The following is an 18455-nucleotide window of genomic DNA, read 5'->3' on the forward strand; positions in this document are numbered from 1 at the left end:
CTACTTGCCCTCCTCGGCAGAGTCGGCGAACGATGCCTGGTAGGCGGCGAACTGGGCCCGCTCCTCGTCCACGAGGGAGCTGCCGTCGGCGTAGCCGTGCTCGAACAGGGCCATCGGGTCCGGGTCGGGCATCGCGCGTACCGCTTCCCGTACCCGCTTGCCGAGGGTCTCGCTCTCCTCGTCCAGCGCGGTGAAGAAGGCCTCGTCCGCGAGCTTCTCCTTCTCCAGGTACGCGCGCAGCCGCAGGATCGGGTCCTTGGCCTCCCAGGCGGCCCGCTCCTCGTCGGCCCGGTACTTCGTCGGGTCGTCGGAGGTGGTGTGCGCACCCATGCGGTAGGTGAACGCCTCGACCAGGGTCGGGCCCTCGCCGCGGCGGGCCCGCTCCAGCGCGGAGCGGGTGACGGCCAGGCACGCCAGGACGTCGTTGCCGTCGACCCGGACGCCGGGGAAGCCGTAGCCCTGGGCGCGCTGGTAGAGCGGCACGCGGGTCTGGCGCTCGGTGGGCTCGGAGATGGCCCACTGGTTGTTCTGGCAGAAGAACACGACCGGGGCGTTGTAGACCGCGGAGAAGGTGAACGACTCCGCGACATCGCCCTGGCTGGAGGCGCCGTCACCGAAGTACGCGATCACGGCGGAGTCCGCGCCGTCCTTGGCGACGCCCATGGCATAGCCGGTGGCGTGCAGCGTCTGCGAGCCGATGACGATCGTGTACAGGTGGAAGTTGTTGCTGTTCGGGTCCCAGCCGCCGTGGTTCACACCGCGGAACATGCCGAGCAGGTTGGTCGGGTCGACGCCACGGCACCAGGCGACCCCGTGCTCCCGGTAGGTCGGGAAGACGTAGTCGTCGTCGCGCAGGGCCCGCCCGCTGCCGATCTGGGCGGCCTCCTGGCCGAGCAGCGAGGCCCACAGGCCCAGCTCGCCCTGACGCTGGAGGGCGGTCGCCTCGGCGTCGAAGCGGCGGGTGAGCACCATGTCGCGGAACAGGCCGCGCAGCTCCTCGGCGCTCAGGTCGATGCTGTAGTCCGGGTGCTCGACGCGCTCACCCTCGGGCGTCAGCAGCTGTACGAGCTGGGGCTCGGAACTCTGCGGCTTCTTCGCGGCGCTGGTCCGCTTACTGGCGCGTCGCGGTTTACGCGCGGCGGCACTGCTCTCCACGGTCACGTGCGTGCTCCTCCGTCGGTCCGGCCCCCGGGGTCTGCCGGGAACCAGTGCGGCTCGCCTGAATCCGGTGACCGCGCACGGGGTGGGTGCCGGCCGGCCGGGATCAGGCGTGACAGGTGCCCCGGCGAGCGCCCTGTCATAGGCACGTTACCCAGTGCGTCGCTAAACTGCGAAACCCTATCTGACCTGCGATTTTGCTTGGATTTCCAAGTAAATCGAAAAAATCGCGAAGCTCTGCTGGTCAGGGCACTGGAAACAGCCTTGCGGGCCGCCGGAACAACGGCACGTTATCCCGCGAATCAGCGCCAGGGAAGAGCGGAGGGGAAGCGAGTGTGTGAGACTGCGATCGTGCGCGAAGAAGGAAAAATCACGGTATTTCTGCTCGACGATCACGAGGTCGTCCGGCGTGGCGTCCATGAGCTCCTCTCCGCCGAGGCGGACATCGAGGTGGTCGGCGAGGCCGGTACGGCCGCGGACGCCCTGGTGCGGATCCCGGCGACGCGCCCCGATGTGGCGGTGCTCGACGTGCGGCTGCCGGACGGCAGCGGTGTCGAGGTGTGCCGGGAAGTCCGTTCCCAGGACGAGAACATCAAATGCCTGATGCTCACCTCGTACGCCGATGACGAGGCACTTTTCGACGCGATCATGGCGGGCGCGTCGGGATACGTGCTGAAGGCGATCCGCGGCTCCGAACTGCTGAATGCGGTCCGGGACGTGGCCGCCGGAAAATCGCTGCTGGACCCCGTGGCGACCGCCCGGGTGCTGGAGCGGCTGCGCGACGGCGGCAAGGGCAAGGGCGACGACAAGCTCGCCGGCCTCACCGAACAGGAACGCAGGATCCTGGACCTGATCGGCGAGGGCCTGACCAACCGGGTCATCGGGGAGCGCCTGCACCTCGCCGAGAAGACCATCAAGAACTACGTCTCCAGCCTGCTGTCCAAGCTGGGCATGGAGCGCCGCTCGCAGGCGGCCGCGTACGTCGCACGGCTCCAGGCCGAGCGCCGCTGAGGCTGCCGCCGGGACTTTGGTCCCGTACCAACCGGGGCCGGCGACCCTTACGCGTCCCCTACGGCCGGGGGACAGTGGAGTCCATGTCCTTCGACGCACTCCCCGCGACCGAGACGGTTCGGCGCGCCGCGACCGCGACGGGCGAGCGGACCGAGCCGATCGAGCTGCTCGGCCGGGTCCCGTACGGCCGCCTCGCGACCAGCATGCGGGCCCTGCCGTTCCTGGCGGTGGCCCGGCACATCGTGAGCGACGGCCGCATCCTGCTGCGGATGCACAGCGGCTTCGGCCACCACGAGGCGTGCGACGGCAGCGTCGTCGCGTACGGGGCGGACAACTACGACGACGCGGCGTCCGGCGACGGCGGCAGCCTGTGGTCGGTGCAGTTCACCGGCCCCGCCGAGATCGTGCACCTCTGCCCCGAGCAGGAGGAACTGTTCGGCGCCGCCCCCGTCTCTGTCGACGGGGAGCCCTACGCGCCGGCGTACCTCCGGGTCGACCCGCACTTCGTCACGGAACACACGCTGGCCTTCTGAGGCGTCGGGACGCTCTAGCGCATCCGTGGGCGTGACCGCAAGTCCGCAGAGCGACCACGCAGAGTGATCTAACATTTGGTAAGTGCCGCGCTCATATGTCACTCGTCCACCTGTTCCCCCGGTCGGCGAGGTGCTGCGCCGTTACCCGGGCGTGGGCGAGCCGCTCGCCTGCGAGCCGATCACCAAGGGCCTGCTGAACCACGGATACCGCGTCTCCACCACGAGCGGCTCCTACTTCCTCAAGCACCATCTCGACAAGAAGCACCTGGACGACACCAGCGGCGAACGGGCCTCGATCGTCCGCCAGCACCGCGCCACCCAGCGCCTGCAGTCGCTCGGCGTACCCGTCGTCCCACCCCTGGCGGACACCCGGGGCGACACCGTCGCCGTGATCGGCGAACGGTGTTACGCCCTGCATCCCTGGGTCGAGGGCCTCCACCGCGTCGGCGCCCAGCTGACCCCCGCCCAGTCCCGCCGGCTCGGAACCCTCCTGGGCACCGTGCACACCGGCCTGGAGCAGGTCATGGCGCCGCGCGACGGCCCGCATCCGGCGAGCCCGCCCGCCCGGCCGGGGCACCGCAGCCCGGACGCCGCCGACACCTTCGCGCTGATCGACGACCTGCTGGCCGCCGCGCGCGGGCAGGGCGGCCGGGACGCCCCCCGCGACGCCTTCGACGAACTCGCCGTGCACCGGCTCGTGGAGCGCCGCGCCCTGCTCGAACAGCACGCCCACCGCCGCCCACCCACCCCGGAGGGGCCCGCCACCGGCTGGGTGCACGGGGACTTCCACCCGCTGAATCTGCTCTACCGGGGCGCCGACCCGGTCGCGATCGTGGACTGGGACCGGCTGGACGTACTGCCGCGCGCCGAGGAGGCGGTACGGGCGGCGGCGATCTTCTTCGTCCGGCCGGACGGAGAACTGGACCTCGCGAAGGTACGGGCGTACGCCCGCGCGTACCGGCGGGCCGCCGGGGCGGGGGCCGCGGAGCTGGCGGCCGCGGTGCACCGGGTGTGGTGGGAGCGGCTCAACGACTTCTGGATACTCCGCTGGCGCTACCGCCTCGACGACCGCAGGGCCGACCCGCAGTTCCCCGCGGTGGCGGCCCTGGCGGTGTGGTGGACGCGGGAGTACGAGGCGGTGTGCGCGGCCTTCACGGAGTGAAGGGTGGTGCGACACGCAGGAGCCCGGCGCGCGCCAACAGGGCGCACGCCGGGCTCACGGGGTGGTGCGGTGGTGCGTTAGCCCGTCGTGGCACCCAGGGACGTGTCGCCGGGCGTGGTGCCCGTACCGCCGTCGTCGCCGGCCCCGCCGTCATCGCCTCCGCCGCCGGCCCCGCCCGGAGTCCCGGGGTCGGTGGTCGGGTCGGTGGGGTCGCCCGTGGGCTCCCCGCTGCCGCCCTCGATGGTGTTGCCGTCCGTCGTCCCCGGGTCCGGCTCGGACGGGGTCGGGGACGGGGTGAACGAGGGCTCGCTCCGGGTCGGGGGAGGGTTGTACGGCGGCGGGTTCGGCTGCGTCTGACCGCCGGTGGACGTGTCCGAGTCCTCCGGCTCGTCGCTCTCCTCCTCGGACGGCTCCTCCGAGGGCTCCTCCTCGGACTGACTGACCGAGGTGCTCGGCGTGACCGGGTTCTTCTTCCCGCCGTCGTCCTTCGCGGCGTTGACGGCGAAGGCGACCCCCGCACCGATCGCGACCAGCGCGAGCAGGACGAAGAGCCACATCTTGCCGCGCCCGGAGCCGGACCGCCGCTGCCCGCCGTCGTAGCCCCCGTCATCCGGGTTGAACGGCGGCAGGATCGGGCCCTGCGAGGTGTCCCCGTGCACCGGGTGGCCCATCGCGCGGGTGGAGCCGGACATCCCGTGCGGCGGCGTCCGGCCCCCCTCGTGCAGCGAGACCGGACCGGTGTTCCACGTGCCCGTGTGGCCGCCCTGCACCTGGAGCATCTGCAGGCTGTACTGGACGAGCCCGCGCATCTCCTCGGCGCTCTGGAACCGGTCGTCCGGGTCCTTCGCCAGCGCCCGCATGGCCATCCCGTCCAGCTCCGGCGGCACCACGTCCGAGACCTCGGACGGCGGCACCGGGATGTCCTGGACGTGCTGGTAGACCACCGAGAGCGGGGTCTCACCGGTGAACGGGGGCCGCAGCGCGAGCAGCTCGTAGAGCAGGCATCCGGTGGCGTACAGGTCGGACCGGTGGTCGACGGCCTTGCCGAGCGCCTGCTCGGGGGAGAGGTACTGCGGGGTGCCCATGACCATGCCGGTCTGGGTCATCGTCGACTGCGCGCCGTGCAGCGCGCGGGCGATGCCGAAGTCCATCACCTTGACCGCGCCGGAGTCCGTGATGATCACGTTGGCGGGCTTGATGTCGCGGTGCACGATACCGTGCTGGTGCGAGTACGCGAGGGCTTCCAGCACGCCCGAGACGATGATCAGCGCCTGCTCGGGCGGCGGGGCCTCCGCGGTCAGGAGCAGATCGCGGATGGTGCGGCCCTCGACCAGCTCCATCACGATGTACGGGACGGTCCGGTCGCCCACGACGTCCTCGCCGGAGTCGTACACGGCGACGATCGCATGGTGGTTGAGGCCCGCGACGGACTGTGCCTCGCGGGTGAAGCGGGCCTTGGACACCGGGTCCTCGGCCAGGTCGGATCGGAGGAGCTTCACCGCGACCGTCCGTCCGAGCCGGACGTCCTCCGCCGCGTAGACCTCTGCCATGCCGCCCCGGCCGAGCCGGTAGGTCATCCGGTAGCGTCCGTCACCGACGACGCCGCCGACGCCCCAGGCGTCGGAGCCATCCGAAACTCCGCCGCCGTTTGCTTCGGAATCGGGTGCCATCAGTCCTCGCCGTCGTATCTGTCCGCGCGTCCGCGGGTTCTCACGGTGCCTTGCTGCATTGCCACGTCACGCTACAGCCTCCGCCGGACACCACGGTTCCGCTGCGGCAGGATCATCGGACCGCCCGGCGCGTCCTACACCTGGATTTGATGCGTTTCCTGTAACGCTTCCGAGACGCTTCCTGTACTTAGGGTCACGGAACGGGCACCCGGCTTGACGTGTCGGACCCCTGCGGCAGACTTGGCGCGTAATCGCGTTGTACGGAACCGCGTCGCACGCAATCGCGTCAGACAGAAACACCGCGTGCGACCGCGCGCCGCCGAGGGGGATGCAAGTCATGAGCCAGGACGGCGCACGGGGCCGCTATGCGGGCGGGGCGATCGCGGGTGGCCGCTATCAGCTGCGCGACCTGCTCGGCGAGGGCGGGATGGCGTCCGTGTACCTGGCCTACGACTCCGCCCTGGACCGTCAGGTAGCGATCAAGACCCTGCACACCGAGCTCGGTCGCGAGCAGTCCTTCCGCGAGCGCTTCCGGCGTGAGGCGCAGGCCGTCGCCAAGCTCCAGCACACCAACATCGTCTCCGTCTTCGACACCGGCGAGGACGAGCTCGGCGGTGCGCTGATGCCGTACATCGTCATGGAGTACGTCGAGGGTCAGCCGCTCGGCTCGGTGCTGGCCGCCGACATCCGCAGTCACGGCGCGATGCCGGCCGACAAGGCCCTCAAGGTGACGGCGGACGTGCTCGCCGCACTGGAGACCAGCCACGAGATGGGCCTGGTCCACCGGGACATCAAGCCCGGCAACGTGATGATGACCAAGCGCGGCATCGTCAAGGTCATGGACTTCGGCATCGCCCGCGCCATGCAGTCCGGTGTCACCTCGATGACGCAGACCGGCATGGTCGTCGGCACCCCGCAGTACCTCTCCCCCGAGCAGGCCCTCGGCCGCGGCGTCGACGCCCGGTCCGACCTGTACTCGGTCGGCATCATGCTCTTCCAGCTGCTCACCGGCCGGATCCCGTTCGACGCGGACTCGCCGCTGGCCATCGCGTACGCGCATGTGCAGGAGGAGCCGGTCGCGCCCTCCAGCATCAACCGGTCGGTCACCCCGGCGATGGACGCACTCGTCGCCCGCGCGCTCAAGAAGAACCCGAACGAGCGCTTCCCCAGCGCCGCCGCGATGCGCGACGAGATCGCCCGCGTGCTGAACGCCTCCGGCGGCCAGACCGGCGCCCCGGCGATCGTGGCCGGCGGCGGGCCCGCCAACAGCGGTGCCGGTGTCGGTTCGGCGGTGTTCCCGCCGGTCGACCAGAGCACCTCGGCGCCGCAGAGCGTCCAGACGCCGTACCAGCCGCATCCGCAGCACCAGCAGCCTGGCCCGTACAGCCGGCCGACCCCGGCGCCCACGCCGAGCTACGGCTACCCGCAGTCCGGCCAGGTCCAGGGCTACCCGACCCCGGGCCCGCTGGCCCACCAGACGCCGCCGCCGTACTCGATCAACCCGCAGCACGCGACGGCCGTGGGCACCACCGGTGGCAGCGGTTCGAAGCGGAACATGCCGGTCGTCGTCGGCTCGATCGTCGTCGCGCTGCTGGCCGTCGGCGGCCTGATCACCGCGATCGCCCTCCAGGGCGGCGGCAAGGACGACGAGGCGGGCAAGGGCGGCGAGACGGGCACCGAGCAGGTGGAGGGCTACCGCCCGCCGGAGCGCAACCGGACGATGAAGGACACGGACTGCTCGAACGCGTCCGAGGACTCCAACGACCCGAAGAAGGTCCGCGCGCCGAGCTTCATCTACAAGGACATCCAGTCGGCGAAGGCGTGCGCGGCCGCCGCGGGCTGGACGGTCAAGGAGATCGCGGAGCCGGGCAACACGTACGCCGACGGCCAGGTCGTCGGCCAGTTCCCGTCCTCCGGTGCGGCGGTCGACGAGCGCGGCGCCCACTTCGAGCTGAAGGTCTCCACCGGCAAGCCCTCTTGATCCGCCGGTCCTGAGCCGCCGCTCCGGAGCCTCCGCCCGGCCGGGCGGTGTCCGAAGGTGATCGTCACGGGTCCACGGATCTCGCCGGATCTTCGTCGTGGACCGGTAACGAGCCCCGGATTTCCGGATACCGCGTCCGGGATGCCGGATACAGGGGCCCGTGTGACGCTGATCTCATGGCTCCAGGACTTCCGGCCGTGTGGTCGTCGAGGTGCGCGGTCTGTCTGCTGGCGGCGGCCGGAGCGGCGCTGGGGCCGCTGGACGGCTCCGCCCACGGGTCTCCGGCCCCCGACGGCCCGGCCCTCACCGCGTCGCCCCCCGGGGCGTCGGGACCCACCGCCACCGCATCCGCCGCCCCGTCCCCTCAGGCTTCTCGGCCCTCTCCGCCGCCCGTCCCGTCGGGCTCCGCGTCCCCTGCGGCGCTCCCTTCCGCCCTGCCCCTGCCATCCGGCGTCCCGGTCTCCGGAGCCTCGGGGGCCGTTCCGGCCGTGTCCTCCCCGGCAGCGTCCGGGCCCTCCGAGGCCCAGGCCCCCGCCGGGCCCGCGGCCGACGCGCCGGAACCCTCCTCCTCCCCTTCCGCTTCCCCCGACGTCTCCGGGTCGACCGCCCCCCTGGCCGGGCGCGAGGCCGGAGCCGGGAAGGCGCGTCCCGGGCGTTCGCTGTCGCCGCTGGAGCTGGCGCAGGCCGAGGACCCCGTCGAGGACGACGAGCCCGAGGAGGCCGATGAGGCCCCCGTGGACCTCGTCGACCTGCCCGCCTCCACCCCGCCGCCCGGTGCCTTCACCGATCCGGGGCGACGGACCGGACAGCCCCTGGACGCCGCGGCCGTACAACGGGTGCAGCAGGTCTCGCTCGGTACCGGCATCGCCCTGGTCGGTCTCGGGCTCGGCTTCCTCGCGTTCCGTATGCGCCGCACGAACTGAGCGTCGCGGCCACCGGTCCCGCCCCGGCGTAAGCGTCGACACGACGTACGGCGAGAAGTACCGACGAGACTTGCCAACAGGAACATACTCGGTATACATACTCAGTATGTCCATCCGCCACGGCCTGCTGGCCCTGCTGGAGCGTGGCCCCCGTTACGGGTCCCGGCTCCGCACCGAGTTCGAATCGCGCACCGGCTCCACCTGGCCCCTGAACGTCGGACAGGTCTACACGACGCTCAGCCGCCTGGAGCGCGACGGCATGATCGTCCAGGAAGGCTCGGACGACGCCGGGCACGATCTGTACGCGATCACCGAGGACGGCCGCACCGAGCTGCGGACCTGGTTCGAGACGCCCGTGGACCGCACCAGTCCGCCCCGCGACGAACTGGCCATCAAGCTCGCCATGGCCGTGGGGGCGCCGGGCGTCGACATCCGGGAGGTCATCCAGTCCCAGCGCCACCACACGCTCAAGGCGATGCAGGACTACACCCGGCTCAAGGCCCAGGCCCTGGCCGACGTCCCGGCCAACCGCGACGAGGTCGCCTGGCTGCTCGTCGTGGAGCAGCTGATCTTCCAGGCGGAGGCCGAGGCCCGCTGGCTCGACCACTGCGAGTCCCGGCTCGTGCGCCTCGCCGAGGCCGCCGCCACCGAGCCCGCCGCCGAGCCCGGCCCCGCGGCCACCCGAGGTCCGGCCCGCGCACTGGCCGGCCGGACACGCTCCAAGCGCTGACACCGGCGCGCACGGCTCAAGCGGTGCCGGCCCTGACGCCGGGGCCCGCAGCTCAGAAGGTGACCGTCCCGCCGACGTCGCCATCGCCCATACCTGACCCGGTCCGTTCCTAGGGGGAACCACCCGCCATGCCCGCGTCCGCCACACCCCCGCCCCCGTCGTCCTCCGGGACGCCCGGCGGCAGCCCCGTACTCGAACTTCGGGCGCTGACCCGTACCCATGGCTCCGGCATCGCCGAGGTGCACGCCCTGCGCGGAATCCACCTCTCCGTGTACCCGGGCGAACTGGTCGCCGTGATGGGCCCCTCCGGCTCCGGCAAGTCCACCCTGCTGACCCTGGCCGGCGGGCTCGACACCGCCACGAGCGGCCAGGTGGTCATCGAGGGCCAGGACATCGCCGCCCTCGGCCCCAAGGGGATGGCCGCCCTGCGCCGCCGCAGCGTCGGCTACGTCTTCCAGGACTACAACCTGATCCCCGCCCTCACCGCCGCCGAGAACATCGCGCTGCCCCGCGAACTCGACGGCGTCTCCGTGCGCAAGGCCCGCAAGGAGGCCCTCGCCGCGCTGGCCGAGATGAAGCTGGAGGAGATCGCCGACCGCTTCCCCGACGAGATGTCCGGCGGCCAGCAGCAGCGCGTCGCCATCGCCCGCGCCCTCGTCGGCGACCGGCGCCTCGTGCTCGCCGACGAGCCGACCGGAGCGCTCGACTCCGAGACCGGCGAGGCCGTCCTCGCCCTGCTGCGCACCCGCTGCGACCAGGGCGCGGCCGGCGTCATGGTCACCCATGAGCCCCGGTACGCGGCCTGGGCCGACCGGGTCGTCTTCCTCCGGGACGGTTCGATCGTCGACCAGACGCTCAGCACCGGAGCCGAATCCCTCCTCTCCGCCGGAACCGCCGAGGCCGCCACGTGAACCCCCTCCCCGGTTGGCGCGCCGCCTTCCGCATAGCCCGGCGCGACGCCGCCCGGGCCAAGGGCCGCAGCGCCCTGGTCGTCGCGATGATCGCCCTGCCGGTCCTCGGTGTGACCGCCGCCGACCTCACCTACCGCAGCGCCCTGCCCACGAAGGCCGAGAAGCTGACCGCCGAGCTGGGCTCGGCCGACGCCCGCTTCACGGCCACGAGCATGGGCCCGGTCAAGCTGCAGCAGTTGCCCGACGGCATCAGCTGGAACCCACCCGAGGGCGCCACGGACCCGACGCCCGAGGAGCAGGCGAAGCCGGTCGACGTGCCCGCGACCTTCCCCGAGGGCTCGCGTCACCTCACCGAACGCAGCGTGCCCGCGTCGGTGACCACCCGCCACGGCATCACCGACACCGAGATCACCGAACTGCGCATCGCCGACCCGATGCTGCGCGGCCGGATCGAGCTGACCGACGGCACCTACCCCCGGGCCGGGAACGAGATCGCGGCGACCGAGGAGTTCATCGAGTCGTCCGGGCTGTCCATCGGCGACCGCGTCACCGTGCGCGGCCCCGACCAGACCTACACGCTCACCGGCGCGGTCGAACTGCCCGCCGACCTGCGGGCCGATTCCCTGTACGCGCTCCCCGGCTCGGTCATCGCCCCCTGGCAGAAGACCGCCGACGGTGACAAGAACATACTGCCGCCCCAGGCGAGCGACCTGAGGTGGCTGGTCCAGGGTCCGCCCGGTGCGGGCGTGACCTGGCAGGACATCCTCGCCGCCAACGAGAAGGGCGTGGTGGTCAAGTCCCGCCAGGTCGTCCTGAATCCGCCGCCGGACTCCGAGGTCCCGATGGCGGCCATGATGGGCAGCTCGTACGACACGGAGGCGGCGCTGACCGCGGCCGCTCTCACGGTGGCCGCCATGGCCGTCCTGGAGATCGTGCTGCTGGCCGGACCGGCGTTCGCCGTGGGCGCCCGCCGTTCGCGCCGGCAGCTGGGCCTGGTCGGCTCGTGCGGCGGCAGCCGGAGCCAGGTCCGGGCCGTGGTGCTCGCGGGCGGCGCGGTGCTCGGCGGGGTCGGCGCGGTGGCCGGTGTCGGCGCCGGGTTCGGCCTGACCGCCCTGTTCCGCCCGATGATCGAGGACTACACGGGCAGCCGCTTCGGCGAACTGACCGTACGGCCCTGGGAGATCCTCGGCATCGCCGTGCTCGGCCTGGTCACCGGCGTCCTCGCCGCGCTCGCCCCGGCGATCGTCGCGGGCCGCCAGTCCGTCCTGGAGTCGCTCTCCGGCAGGCGCGGCACCCGCCGCAGCTCCCGTGTGCTGCCCGTCATCGGTGTCGTCGCCCTCGCCCTCGGCATCGGCGTCGCCGTCTACGGCGGGATCAACGGCAGCACCAATCTCGTCGCCGGCGGATCCGTCCTCGCCGAACTCGGGGTCCTCGGCTGCATCCCGGTGATCGTCGGCTCCCTCGGCCGGCTCGGCCGACGGCTCCCGCTGACGCCCCGGATCGCCCTGCGCGACGCGGCCCGCAACCGGGGCCGTACCGCCCCCGCCGTCGCCGCCGTGATGGCGGCCGTCGCGGGCAGCGTCGCCATCGCCACGTACACCAGCAGCAACGCCGCCGAGCAGGCGTACGACCACGTGCCCAACATGACGCCCGGCACCGTCGCGCTGATGGACTCCGGCGTCGGCGACAACACCGATCTGGCGCGCTCCCGGGCCGCCGTCGAGCAGAGCTTCCCCATCAGCGGCGGACGCGCCGACATCGGACGGGTCTGGGCCGGCAGCGACTGCTCGGTCTATTACGAGGAGGAGAACGGCTGCGGCACCCTCGGACTCGTCAAACCCACCGGCAAGGGCCACTCCTGCCCGCTGAAGGGCAAGGGCGCCAAGGAGCTCGCCCTGCGGATCTCGGCCGACGAGCACAAGCGGCTGATGAACTCCCCGGCCTGCATGGACGAGAACTACACCATGATCGCGTTCGGCACCAGCGACGACAAGATCGTCATCGGGGGCGCGGACGTGCTCGACTCGTACGTGAAGCTCGACGACCCGGCAGCGGCGAAGGCCCTGGCCGACGGCACCCCCGTCCTGCTGAACTCGGCGTACGCGAAGAACGGCGAGGTCACCCTCAAGGCCACCCACATCTACAACGACCGCGACCGGAAGAACCGGGTCCTGCACCCCGGCAAGGCCCGCACCACCACGGACCGGCTGAAGGTGTACGTCGCGCCGGACCGCTACGCGGCGACGCCGGGCATCCGGATGGTCATGCCGAGGCAGACCGCCGAGCGGCTCGGCCTGCACGTCGAGGACCACGGCAGCTTCTACACGCTCAACCGCGAGCCCACGGACGCCGAGACCCAGGCCGCCTACGCGGCGCTCCAGCAGGCCGGGGACCGCGGGTACCTGATGACCTCGAACGAGAGGTACCGGACCGACGACGACACGATCCTGCTGATCCTCGCCCTCTTCGCCGGAGTGGTGACCCTGGGCGCGGCGGCCATCACGACCGGGCTGTCCAAGGCCGACGCGGAGGCCGACCTCACCACCCTCAGCGCGGTGGGCGCGCCCCCGGGCGTACGGCGTTCGCTGTCCGGCTTCCAGTGCCTGGTCGTCGCCCTGACCGGCGTCCTCCTGGGAACGGCGGCGGGGCTCGTACCCGCGGTCGCCCTGCGGCTGACCGACCTGCGCGCGGCGCTGGCGGACATGCGGGAGGATCCGATGGAGTCGGCCTACACGCCGATCGTGATGCCGTGGGAGACGATCGGGCTGCTGGCCCTGGTCGTCCCGCTGCTCGCCGGACTGCTCGCCGCCGCCCTCACCAGCTCCCGGCTGACACTGGCCCGGCGCGCGGGCTGAACTCCCCTTCCGGCGCTCCCGGAAGGGTGCTGGTGCCCCCGAGGACGGTGGATCATCCGTTCCCGGGGGCACCAACATGGGGTACGGCACGTGTGCGAGACAATGGCGGCATGGAAATGCCGAGGAATGACCGGTCGCAGGAGCACCCACAGGTCCTTGTCGTGGGGCAGGACGGAATGGCTGTCGGCGGCGGTGCCAGTGACGACGAGTCGCGCGAGGTCCCGGTGACGGAAATGGTGGAACAGCCCGCGAAGGTCATGCGCATCGGCAGCATGATCAAGCAGCTCCTGGAGGAGGTCAGGGCGGCTCCTCTCGACGAGGCGAGCCGGGTCCGGCTCAAGGAGATCCACCACAGCTCCGTGAAGGAGCTGGAGGACGGCCTGGCGCCCGAACTGGTCGAGGAGCTGGAGCGGCTCTCCCTGCCGTTCACCGAGGAGTCGGTGCCCTCCGAGGCCGAGCTCCGGATCGCCCAGGCCCAGCTCGTGGGCTGGCTGGAGGGGCTCTTCCACGGCATCCAGACGGCGCTGTTCGCCCAGCAGATGGCGGCCCGCGCCCAGCTGGAACAGATGCGCCGCGCCCTGCCGCCCGGCATGGGCCACGAGGACGAGGAAGGCGGCGCGGACCCGCACGGCCCGATCCGTTCGGGCCCGTATCTGTAACCCGTATCCGCTTTCGGAGACCGAGGACCGGGTGGGGCCCGGCGCACACCGTGATGTGCGCCGGGCCCCTCGTCGTGGGTGCGGCCGTTCAGCCGTCCGCGTGGCTGTTCACGGAGGTCAGGCACCGGCCGACGGGGCGACCAGCAGGACCTTGCCGATGTGCGCGCTGGACTCCAGCACCCGGTGTGCCTCGGCGGCGTCCGCCATCGGCACCATCCGGTCCACCACCGGCCGCACCACCCCGCCGTCGATCAACGGCCACACGTGCTCGCGTACGGCGGCGACGATGGCGGCCTTCTCGTGGAGCGGGCGGCCCCGCAAGGAGGTCGCGGTGACGGCGGCCCGCTTGGTCAGCAGGGCGCCGAGATTCAGCTCGCCCTTCGCCCCGCCCTGGAGGCCGATGATCGCGAGGCGGCCGTTGACGGCGAGCGCCTGCACGTTCCGGTCCAGGTACTTGGCGCCGATGAGGTCCAGGATGACGTCGGCCCCCGCCCCGGCGGTGTTCTCGCGCAGCTCCTCGACGAAGTCCTGCTCGCGGTAGTTGATGAGGATGTCAGCCCCCAGCTCGGCGCACCGGGCGAGCTTCTCCGGACTGCCCGCGGTGACCGCGACCCGGGCCCCGACCGCCTTCGCCAACTGGATCGCCATCGTGCCGATGCCGCTGGAGCCGCCGTGGACCAGGAAGGTCTCGCCGGGGCGGAGGTGGGACACCATGAAGACGTTGGACCACACCGTCGCGGTGACCTCGGGCAGCGCCGCGGCCTCCACCAGATCGACGCCCTCCGGTACGGGCAGGAGCTGGCCCGCCGGCACGGCGACCTTCTCCGCGTAACCGCCGCCCGCCAGCAGCGCGCACACGGCGTCGCCGACCGCCCAGCCGGTCACCCCCGGGCCGAGCGCGAGGATGCGGCCGGCACACTCCAGGCCGGGGTAGGGGGATGCGCCGGACGGCGGGTTGTAGAAGCCCTGCCGCTGGAGCACGTCGGCGCGGTTCACGGCGCTGGAGACGACCTCGACGAGGACCTCGCCGTCGACGGGTACGGGATCGGGCACCTCGGCCCACACGAGCGCCTCGGGGCCGCCGGGTTCGGGAATCGTGATCGCATGCATGGCCGCGAGGCTACTCCGGCGCGGCGCGCGTTCAGGGGCGCGGCATGCGTTCAGGGGCAGGGCGTGCGTTCAGGGCGCGGTATACGTTCAAGGGCGCGGCGGCATCAAGTTGTTCGGCACGGTGGTGGAGCTGGGGCTCTTCCGCACGATGGTGATGACCCGGTCCGTCAGCTGAAGGGGGCTGGCCGCCGGGTCGTCGTAACCGAGCAGCCGGTGCCCGCGCAGGACGCTGACGACGAGGTCGGCCGTCTCCCGTACGTTCTTGCCCACCTCGGCCTTTATGACCGGCCGTTCCACCAGGTCGAGGCCGCTGCCCTGCTGGATCAGGTCCTCCATCACGGTGCCCGCGCTGGGGCTGAGCACGGAGAGGCCGAGCAGCCGCCCGGCGGCACTGGCGCTGGTGATGACGGCGTCGGCACCGGACTGCCGCAGGAGGGGTGCGTTCTCCTCCTCGCGCACCGCCGCCACGATCTTCGCCCCGCGGTTCAGCTGACGTGCGGTCAGGGCCACCAGGACGGCGGTGTCGTCGCGCTGGGTGGCGATGATGATCTGACGTGCTTTCTGGAGCTCGGCGCGCAGCAGGACATCGCTGCGGGTGGCGTCGCCGAGCACGCCGGTGAAGCCCTCGGCGTTGGCGGCCTCGATCACCTTGGAGGCCGGATCGACGACGACGATCTGGTCCTTCCGCAGGCCGGTGGTACAGAGGGTCAGGATCGCCGAGCGGCCCTTCGTTCCGAAGCCGACGACGACGGTGTGGTCACGCAAGTTGGATCTCCAACGCTTCAGCCGGAAGTCCTCCCGGGTCCGTTCCGTGAGGACTTCGAGGGTGGTACCGACCAGGATGATCAGGAAGAGGACACGCAGCGGTGTCACGAGCACCACGTTGATCAGCCTGGCCCCGTCGCTGAACGGCGCGATGTCCCCGTACCCGGTGGTGGAGAGGCTGACCGTCGCGTAGTAGATCGCGTCGAGCAGATCGACCTTGCCGTCGGCAGTGTCGTTGTAGCCGCCGCGGTCGAGCCAGACGATCAGCACGGTCGCGGTCAGCACGAGCAGCGCCATCAGCAGGCGCTTGCCCACTTGGCGGGCCGGGCCGGCGACGACCCTGCGGGGAAGCATCACCCGGGTCGGCACGACCGTTTCGTCCGCCCGCCTGGCCATCGCATCGTGGCCGGGAAGTTTCACGTGAAACACCCTTCCGTCCACGGCGTCGCCGGGGCCCATGGCAGATCCAGAATCTCCACCTCGGTGCCGGACCGTACCCCGCCCGGCGGTACGACGGCCAGCCCGTCCGCCGCGGCGATGCCCCGCAGCATCGCGGGTCCGTTGTAGCGAAGCGGAGCGACATGGTCACGGCCGCCCGCCCGGCCCGCACGGTGGACCACGGGGACGAGGCGGGTGTCGTGCGGATGCCCGTGCACCTCGGCATGGACGAGGGCCCGGTACGGGTCCTGGGCGGGTCGGCCCGCGAGGCCCGCGAGCAGCGGCTCCGCGAGCGTCAGCAGACCCGACACGGCCGCGAGCGGATTGCCGGGCAGCCCGACCAGATACGGCCCGTCCGGCTGTCCTCCCGGCCGCCCTTCCGCCCGTCCCTCCGGTTGCCGCTCCTGCTGTCCCTGCTGCTGTCCTGAAGCCGGCAGCCGTGCCAGCAGCATGGGGTGGCCGGGGCGGACGGCCACCCCGTCCACCAGCAGCTCGGCCCCGAGGGCGTCGAGGACCGGGTGCACATGATCGACCGGGCCGGAGGCGGTGCCTCCGGTGGTGACGATCAGGTCGGCGTCGGAGGAGGCGAGGGCATCGCGCAACGCCCCGGCGTCGTCCCCGAGGCGTACCGGCCCGGAGACCTCGACGCCCAGAGCCCGCAGCCAGGGGCCGAGCATGGGACCCAGCGCGTCACGGATCAGCCCGTCGTGCGGCAGGCCGGCGGCGAGCAGTTCGTCGCCGAGGACGAGGATGTCGACGCGCGGGCGGGGCACGACGGGCAGCGCGTCGTACCCGGCGGCCGCGGCGAGACCGAGCACGGCCGGGGTCACGACCGTCCCGGCCGGGACGAGCTGCTCGCCCGAACGGCACTCCTGGCCCCGGGGCCTGATGTCCTGTCCGGTGACCACGGGCCGCCGGGCGTGCAGCAGCCCCTTGTCCCCGTCGGCGTGCGCGTGCTCGCTGCGGATGACCGCCGTGGTGTCGGGCGGGACGCGGGCGCCGGTGGCGATCCGCACGGCGGTGCCGTCGGGCAGTGGGGTGGCCGGGCCGCGTCCCGCGAGGAGCCCCGTACCGGCCTCGAACGCCCAGGGCCCGGGCCCGGCGACCGCCCAGCCGTCCATGGCCGAGGTGTCGAAGGACGGCAGATCGGCGAGCGCGCCGAGCGCCTCGGCCAGCACATGCCCGAGCGCACGGTCGAGCGGCAACCGGATCGCCGCGAGCGGACCGCCCCGCCCGGCCCTCGCCGCGACCGCCCGCGCCCGGCCCCAGGACAGGGGCGGGGCCTTCGGCGTGGGGGTTTGCGGCGGGGTCACCGTGGGGTCCTCCAGGGCGGCCCGGTCCGTCCGGGACCGATGATCACTTTCGGACGTCTGGGAGGTGGCGGGGGCATCCCGCCTGCTGCTCGGACGCCTGCTCGACCCGCCGACCAAGGCGAGCGCCTGCTCGACGGCCCGTTCCTCCTCCTCACGTGCGAGGTCGCTCCCGGGCCCGGTGGGGCGGAAGTCGCCGCCGGACCCGCTGTGCGGCCCGTCGGAGCAGGTCAGGTCGGGTAGGGAGCGGCCGGGGCGGGGCCGGTCAGGGTGGGGCTGGTCGGAGCCGGTCATGGTGTCCCGGTCCCCTCGCGGCCCGCGTCGGGCTTCGCCCCGCCTGCCGACCCGCCCGCCTGCCCACTCGCCACGTCTCCGCCCGCGCTCGCCTCCGCCTCCCAGCGCAGAGCGAGGGCGGTGGCCTTGCGAGCGGCCTCCGCGACCGCTGCGGCGGCCTCGTCGGGTCCCGCGCCGGCGCTCGCCGTGGCTGCCGCGTACCCGACCAGGAAGGTCGTGAGCGGAGCGGCGGGCCGGGCGACTCCGTGCGCGGCGTCACGGGCGAGGTCGAGCAGGACACCGGTGTCGACGTCGAGTTCGATACCCAGTTCGTTCTTCACCGAGGTGATCCATTCGTCCAGCACGGTCCCATGCTCCCTGATCCGGTCTCTGGCGGCGGCGATGTCGTCCCAAGTGTCGCAGTCGAACGCGGCGTCAGGGCCCGCGTCGACCCGGGCGAGGTCCAGCTCCGCCGTCAGGAGCCGTAGCGGCAGCCCGGCGAGGCCTCCGTACTCGGTGGCGATCAGTGCCAGTTCCCGGCGGAGCGGCTCGGCACGGTAGGCGGCCACGAGCGGCTGGTCGCGCCCGTCGGGGTCGGTGCACAGGGCCCCCTCCCGGCCAGGCCGGCCGGCGGCGGAGAGCAGTGCGCCGACCGTCCCCGGGCCGAGGAACGGAAGGTCGGCGGAGAGGACGAGCACGTGCTCCGCCGTCGTCAGCCGCAGCCCAGCCCCGAGCGCCGCCAACGGGCCGCCGCCCTGTGGCACTTCCCGGGTCCAGAGGACCGGTCGGGCGGTGGCACGGCGACCGCCCACCACGACGGTGACGGCCGCGTCGGCGCACGCCGCGAGGACCCGGTCGAGCAGCGCCCGGCCGCCCACCCGGACTCCGGGCTTGTCGGCGCCGCCGAGCCGCTTCGCGGCCCCGCCGGCAAGGACGATCACGTCATAGGCGGTCATGCGTCGAGTA

Annotated in this window: 15 protein-coding genes; 9 read left to right on the forward strand and 6 right to left on the reverse strand. The window is 72.5% G+C overall.

From position 1 onward, the window contains the following. Positions 1–1161, reverse strand: a complete 1161-nt coding sequence (gene pdhA / locus IG90_RS0100745) for a pyruvate dehydrogenase (acetyl-transferring) E1 component subunit alpha (protein ID WP_030575812.1) — start codon at positions 1159–1161, stop codon at positions 1–3. Positions 1162–1509: 348 nt separating this feature from the next. Between pdhA and IG90_RS0100750 the strand changes: the two genes are divergently transcribed. The 3 genes from IG90_RS0100750 (at position 1510) to IG90_RS0100760 (ending at position 3864) form a co-directional block, all read left to right on the forward strand. Then, positions 1510–2169 (forward strand): response regulator, encoded by a 660-nt coding sequence (locus tag IG90_RS0100750; RefSeq protein WP_030575813.1) that lies wholly within the window; start codon positions 1510–1512, stop codon positions 2167–2169. A gap of 83 nt (positions 2170–2252) precedes the next feature. Beyond that, a complete protein-coding gene (locus IG90_RS0100755) occupies positions 2253–2702 on the forward strand; it encodes a pyridoxamine 5'-phosphate oxidase family protein (RefSeq protein WP_030575815.1) in 450 nt (149 codons plus the stop codon). 130 nt (positions 2703–2832) lie between these two features. Beyond that, on the forward strand, positions 2833–3864 hold the full coding sequence (locus tag IG90_RS0100760) for a phosphotransferase (protein WP_030575817.1): 1032 nt from the start codon (positions 2833–2835) through the stop codon (positions 3862–3864). A gap of 77 nt (positions 3865–3941) precedes the next feature. Here IG90_RS0100760 and IG90_RS0100765 read toward each other — a convergent pair whose 3' ends face one another. Further along, positions 3942–5534: a protein kinase domain-containing protein gene (locus IG90_RS0100765; protein WP_030575819.1), complete on the reverse strand. Its 1593-nt coding sequence runs from the start codon at positions 5532–5534 to the stop codon at positions 3942–3944. Between the two features lie 337 nt (positions 5535–5871). Between IG90_RS0100765 and IG90_RS0100770 the strand changes: the two genes are divergently transcribed. The 6 genes from IG90_RS0100770 to IG90_RS0100795 all read left to right on the forward strand — a co-directional run bounded on the left by IG90_RS0100770 (position 5872) and on the right by IG90_RS0100795 (position 13593). Next, on the forward strand, positions 5872–7515 hold the full coding sequence (locus IG90_RS0100770) for a protein kinase domain-containing protein (protein WP_030575821.1): 1644 nt from the start codon (positions 5872–5874) through the stop codon (positions 7513–7515). 488 nt (positions 7516–8003) lie between these two features. Next, positions 8004–8438 carry a hypothetical protein gene (locus IG90_RS46805; RefSeq protein WP_324604247.1) on the forward strand — a complete coding sequence of 145 codons (435 nt, stop codon included), beginning with the start codon at positions 8004–8006 and terminating at the stop codon, positions 8436–8438. 106 nt (positions 8439–8544) lie between these two features. After that, positions 8545–9168 (forward strand): PadR family transcriptional regulator, encoded by a 624-nt coding sequence (locus IG90_RS0100780; protein WP_030575826.1) that lies wholly within the window; start codon positions 8545–8547, stop codon positions 9166–9168. A gap of 128 nt (positions 9169–9296) precedes the next feature. Continuing rightward, entirely contained in the window at positions 9297–10079 is a 783-nt protein-coding gene (locus IG90_RS0100785) for an ABC transporter ATP-binding protein (RefSeq protein WP_030575828.1), read from the forward strand. Next, positions 10076–12934, forward strand: coding sequence for an FtsX-like permease family protein (locus tag IG90_RS0100790; RefSeq protein WP_030575830.1), 2859 nt, complete (start codon positions 10076–10078; stop codon positions 12932–12934). The genes IG90_RS0100785 and IG90_RS0100790 overlap by 4 nt, the downstream gene beginning before the upstream one ends. Positions 12935–13044: 110 nt before the next feature. After that, positions 13045–13593 (forward strand): bacterial proteasome activator family protein, encoded by a 549-nt coding sequence (locus tag IG90_RS0100795; RefSeq protein ID WP_078585107.1) that lies wholly within the window; start codon positions 13045–13047, stop codon positions 13591–13593. Positions 13594–13710: 117 nt separating this feature from the next. Here the strand turns inward: IG90_RS0100795 and IG90_RS0100800 are convergent, their stop codons facing one another. From IG90_RS0100800 to IG90_RS0100815, 4 genes are all read right to left on the reverse strand, one after another. Next, positions 13711–14703, reverse strand: coding sequence for an NAD(P)H-quinone oxidoreductase (locus IG90_RS0100800; protein WP_030575833.1), 993 nt, complete (start codon positions 14701–14703; stop codon positions 13711–13713). Positions 14704–14790: 87 nt separating this feature from the next. Beyond that, a complete protein-coding gene (locus IG90_RS0100805) occupies positions 14791–15927 on the reverse strand; it encodes a potassium channel family protein (protein WP_030575835.1) in 1137 nt (378 codons plus the stop codon). Further along, positions 15885–17510, reverse strand: a complete 1626-nt coding sequence (locus IG90_RS0100810; protein WP_233435853.1) for a molybdopterin molybdotransferase MoeA — start codon at positions 17508–17510, stop codon at positions 15885–15887. Before IG90_RS0100810 ends, IG90_RS0100805 begins: the two co-directional genes overlap by 43 nt. After that, positions 17507–18445 carry a DUF6457 domain-containing protein gene (locus IG90_RS0100815; protein ID WP_030575839.1) on the reverse strand — a complete coding sequence of 313 codons (939 nt, stop codon included), beginning with the start codon at positions 18443–18445 and terminating at the stop codon, positions 17507–17509. The genes IG90_RS0100810 and IG90_RS0100815 overlap by 4 nt, the downstream gene beginning before the upstream one ends. Positions 18446–18455: the final 10 nt, after the last annotated feature.

The sequence above is a fragment of the Streptomyces anulatus genome (assembly GCF_000721175.1).
Lineage (GTDB): Bacteria > Actinomycetota > Actinomycetes > Streptomycetales > Streptomycetaceae > Streptomyces > Streptomyces anulatus_C.